General features: G+C 76.1%; 5 protein-coding genes and 1 pseudogene. 3 read left to right on the top strand and 3 right to left on the bottom strand.

Going from position 1 to position 4379, the window contains the following annotated elements; genetic code table 11:
* Nucleotides 1-519, top strand: a 519-nt coding sequence (locus tag ABWI04_RS41830; RefSeq protein ID WP_353835876.1) for an ATP-dependent helicase C-terminal domain-containing protein, incomplete at its 5' end; no start/stop codon positions are given.
* Here ABWI04_RS41830 and ABWI04_RS41825 read toward each other — a convergent pair.
* Nucleotides 506-1255: a TetR/AcrR family transcriptional regulator gene (locus ABWI04_RS41825; protein WP_353835875.1), complete on the bottom strand. Its 750-nt coding sequence runs from the start codon at nucleotides 1253-1255 to the stop codon at nucleotides 506-508. The two genes, ABWI04_RS41830 and ABWI04_RS41825, sit on opposite strands and share 14 nt — an antisense overlap.
* A 93-nt stretch (nucleotides 1256-1348) precedes the next feature.
* Here ABWI04_RS41825 and ABWI04_RS41820 point away from each other — a divergent pair, with 93 nt between their 5' ends.
* Both ABWI04_RS41820 and ABWI04_RS41815 read left to right on the top strand, forming a co-directional pair.
* Nucleotides 1349-2305 (top strand): ATP-binding cassette domain-containing protein, encoded by a 957-nt coding sequence (locus tag ABWI04_RS41820; RefSeq protein ID WP_353835874.1) that lies wholly within the window; start codon nucleotides 1349-1351, stop codon nucleotides 2303-2305.
* Between the two features lie 68 nt (nucleotides 2306-2373).
* Nucleotides 2374-3153: an ABC transporter permease gene (locus ABWI04_RS41815; protein ID WP_353835873.1), complete on the top strand. Its 780-nt coding sequence runs from the start codon at nucleotides 2374-2376 to the stop codon at nucleotides 3151-3153.
* Here ABWI04_RS41815 and ABWI04_RS41810 read toward each other — a convergent pair.
* Nucleotides 3150-3875 (bottom strand): hypothetical protein, encoded by a 726-nt coding sequence (locus tag ABWI04_RS41810; RefSeq protein WP_353835872.1) that lies wholly within the window; start codon nucleotides 3873-3875, stop codon nucleotides 3150-3152. The two genes, ABWI04_RS41815 and ABWI04_RS41810, sit on opposite strands and share 4 nt — an antisense overlap.
* Before the next feature lie 58 nt (nucleotides 3876-3933).
* Nucleotides 3934-4379 (bottom strand): annotated as a pseudogene (locus tag ABWI04_RS41805) (hypothetical protein); the annotation flags it as partial.

Raw genomic sequence — 4379 nt, 5'->3', positions numbered from 1 at the left:
CGCGAGCGGCTGGCGTTCCTGCGCGCGGCCCTCGGGGAGCCGTGGCCCGCCGTCGACGACGCGGCGCTGCTGGAGCGGGCGCCGGAGTGGCTGTCGGGCGCGCGGCGTCGGGCCGACCTGGCGCGGGTCGACGTCGCCGGCCTGCTGCGCGGCCTGCTGCCTTGGGACCTGGCGAAGCGGCTGGAGGAGTACGCGCCCGAGCGGATCGAGGTCCCGTCGGGGTCGCGGATCCGGGTCGACTACTCGGGCGAGCGCCCCGTCCTCGCCGTGAAGCTGCAGGAGCTGTTCGGGTGGGACGCGGCGCCGCGGCTCGCCGGGGGGCGGGTGCCCCTGGTGGTGCACCTGCTGTCGCCGGCGGGGCGCCCCGCGGCGGTCACCGCGGATCTGGCCTCGTTCTGGGGCGAGGGGTACCGGGCGGTCCGGGCCGAGCTGCGCGGCCGCTACCCCAAGCACCCGTGGCCCGAGGACCCCGCGCGGGCCGTGCCGACGAAGCGGACCCGGCGGGCTAGCGGGAGCTGATCAGCGCCTCGATGCCGTCCAGGACGCGGGCGAGGCCGAACTCGAAGGCGCGCCCGGGCGCGACGGCGGAGCCGTACTCGTACCCGACGGCGGCGCCGACGCGGGTGCCGAGCGGGTAGTCGTCCTCGTTCACCAGCGTCTCCAGGAGGGGGGCGCTCGCCTCCCACCACTGCTCGTCGGTCATGCCGCTGCGGCGCTCGGCCTCGGCGGCGTTGACCGACACGCGGGCGGCGCTCTCGGCGAAGCCGGTCACGAGCGCGACGACCGAGTCCATCTCCACGTCGCTGAGGCCGAGGCCGTCCACGGCGCGCAGCTCGTACTCGAACTTGGCGCACGTGTTCGGGCCGAGCGGCGGCCGGACCGTGGTGATCTGCAGCAGCCACGGGTGCCGGTGGAACAGCGCCCAGTTGTCGCGGGCGATGTGCTCCAGGCGGGCCCGCCAGGAGTCGTGGGCGGGGGGCTCCAGCTCGGCGAACGCGCGGTCGACCATGACGTCGACGAGCTCCGCCTTGCCCGGCACGTAGGTGTAGATCGACATGGGGGAGACGCCCAGGTCCTCGGCGATGCGGCGGATCGACAGCCCGTCCAGGCCCTCGGCGTCGGCCAGCCGGATCGCCGCCCGGACGATCTCCTCCGCGGTCAGCCGCGGCTTGGGCCCGCGCCTGGGGCGCTCCCGCACCCCCCACAGCAGCTCCAGGGTGCGTCTGGGGTCGCCCGCCCCGCTGTACTCGGTCACCGGCCGATCCTCTCAGGGATGAAACTCTGTACTGCGTACGTTATATTGGCCGCGATGGTAAATCCGTACTGCGTACATAGTTTTGGAGGACGGGTGACGGAACCACGGTTCGCGGTCGTCGCCGAGGGGCTGCGCAAGCGCTACGGCGGCACCGAGGCCCTCGCCGGGCTGGACCTGCGCGTCCCCGCCGGGACCGTGCACGGCCTGCTCGGCCCGAACGGCGCGGGCAAGACCACCGCCGTCCGGATCCTGACCACGCTGGCCCGGCCGGACGGCGGCGTCGCCCGCGTCGCCGGGCACGACGTGGTCCGCGACGCGGTCGAGGTGCGGCGCCGCATCGGGCTCGTCGGGCAGCACGCGGCGGTCGACGAGGTGCTCGGCGGGCGGCAGAACCTCGTCATGTTCGGCCGCCTGCACCACCTCGGCGCCGCGCGGGCGCGGCGGCGGGCGGACGAGCTGCTGGAGCGGTTCCGGCTCACCGACGCCGCCGCCAAGCCCGCGGGGGAGTACTCGGGGGGCATGCGGCGGCGCCTCGACCTGGCCGCGTCGATGATCCTCGCGCCGCCCGTGCTGTTCCTGGACGAGCCGACCACCGGCCTCGACCCGCGCAGCCGGGGCGAGGTGTGGGACGCGATCCGCGACCTGGTGGACGGCGGCACGACCGTCCTGCTCACCACCCAGTACCTGGAGGAGGCCGACCGGCTCGCCTCCGGCGTCTCGGTGATCGACCACGGCCGCGTCATCGCCGAGGGCGCCCCCGACGAGCTCAAGGCGCGGCTCGGCGGCGACCGCGTCGAGGTCGTCGTGGACGACCCCGGGGACCTCGCCGCCGCCGCCGAGATCGTCGGCCGGGTCGCGAACGGCGAGGCGGACGTCGACGCCGAGGCCCTGCGGGTCGGGGCGCCGGTGTCGGGGCGGGCCGCCGCGCTGACCGAGGCCGTCCGGGCCCTGGACGAGGCGGGCGTCGCGGTCGCCGACATCGGCCTTCGCCGCCCGACGCTGGACGAGGTGTTCCTGCACCTCACGGAGAAGAAGGAGGCCGTTCTTTGAGCGAAGCGAGCCGGGGGGCGTGGGGGGTCGTCCCCCCACAAGGAGGCCGTTCTTTGAGCGTCCGGACGATGAGGTGGGCCGCGGCCGACGGGTGGGTGCTGACCAACCGCGCCCTGGCCCACTGGGCGCGCAAGCCGGGCGAGGTCGCCGTCGGGCTGCTGTTCCCGGTGATGGTCGTGCTGATGATGGGCTACCTGTTCGGCGGGCAGATGGACGTCCCGGGCGGCGGCAGTTACCGCGCGTTCATCGTCCCCGGCATGTTCGCGCTGACGATGGCGTTCGGGGTCGAGACGACGTTCGCCGCGATAGCCAGCGACGCGAGCAAGGGGGTGACCGACCGGTTCCGGTCGATGCCGATGGCCTCGTCCGCGGTCGTCGTGGGCCGGGCCACCGCCGACATGCTGCACTCGGTCGTCGCGCTGGCCGTGATGGCGGCCTGCGGCGTGCTGATCGGCTGGCGCGTCCACGACGGTGCGGGCAGGGCCCTCGCGGGGCTCGGCCTCCTGCTGCTGCTGCGCTTCTCGCTGGTCTGGCTCGGCGTCTACCTCGGCCTGGTCGCCAAGGGGCCGGAGTCGGTGGCGGCCGTGCAGATCCTGGTGTGGCCGATCGGGTTCCTGTCCAGCGCCCTGGTGGCGCCGAGCACGATGCCGGGCTGGCTCGGCGCGGTGGCCGAGTGGAACCCCATGTCGGCGACCGTGACGGCGTGCCGGGAGCTGTTCGGCGAGCCCGTGGCCGGCGGGTCGTGGGCGGCGCATCACAGCGTGCTGATGGCGGTCGTGTGGCCGCTGGTGATCGCGGCGGTGTTCTTCCCGCTGTCGGTCCGCCGCTACCGCGCCCTCGGCCGCTAGGGCAGGAGGGACGCCCGGTGCCGGGCCAGCGCCAGCGCCGGGTAGCACGCCTCGGGCAGGGGCTCCGCGCCGCGCTCGCCACCGCGCCCGGTGCCGAGCGCGGCGCGGAGCCTCGCGCCCACGGCCGCAGCGTCGTGGGGCTGCACGACGCACAGCTCGGCCTGCATGGCCTGCCGCGCCGCGGCCATCAGCGCCGGGACGTCCCCGACGACCACGATCTCGGCGGGGGCGTCGCCGTAGGAGAGCCGGACGGCGAGGGCGTGCATCCCGGCGGTGCCGGCGCCCTCGTAGCGGAACTCGCAGACCAGGCGGTCGCCGTCGAGCGGCCCCTCCTGGATCAGCCACGCCTGCCCGGGGACGACCCGTCCGAGCGAGTCCTCCCAGGGCGCCGCCGGGACGCCGGCGAGGCGGTCGGCGGCGCGGGCCGCGGCGCCGCGCCCCTCGGCGGGGCCGATCGCGGCGAGCGCCCGCAGGAAGGCCCGCGCGCCCGGGGTGGCCGCCGCGTGCAGGCAGCCGATCAGGTCGCCGAGCGCGGCGCGCCGGGCGGCGTCGTACGGGGCCGCCGCCTCCAGGCCGCCGAGCTGCGCCGACGTCCACATCTCGGCCTGCAGCGCGCCGGGCTGCGCGGGCAGGGCGCCGGCCTCCCGGACGTAGGCCGCGTACACCTCGCCGAGCCCCGGCAGCATCAGCTCGGGACCGGCGGACGGTCGGGTCGCACTCACGGCCTCAGCCTATGAGACGCGGGGGAGCGGCCCGGCCGCGCGTTCCGGGAGGCGGGGCCTACGCCGGGACGGTCAGCAGCGTGCGGCCCTCGCCGATCGTGCGGACCTCGAACCGGCTGATCTCCTGGGGCCGCAGCGCCGTGCCGCCCTGCAGCGCCAGTTGGGGCTGCGGCGAGCCGGGCAGGCCGTAGCCCTTCTCGGGGACGGACCAGCCGACGACGGTGTGCGCCCTGCCCCGCCGGTCCACGGCGACCAGTTCGCACGCGAGCGGCCCGTCGACCTTGCTGAGTCGCAGCGCGACCCGGCTCCCCCACGCCTTCCGCTGCGTCGCGACCGTCCCGGTGACGCCGGTGCCGGCGTCGGTCGCCGACATCGCCCGGCCGTCCCGCAGCAGCTGGGCGGTCCCGCCGTCCGGCGCGGAGGCGGCGGAGCCGCGGTCATGGTGACCGTGTCCAGGCGCACCGCCTCCGCGGTCGCCTCGGCCGTCATCGTGGTCATGGTGCC

It is taken from the genome of Actinomadura sp. NPDC000929, from assembly GCF_040492065.1.
Lineage (GTDB): Bacteria > Actinomycetota > Actinomycetes > Streptosporangiales > Streptosporangiaceae > Spirillospora > Spirillospora verrucosospora.
Note: the sequence above shows the minus strand (reverse complement) of the source record. Positions and strands in the feature narration are given on the sequence as shown.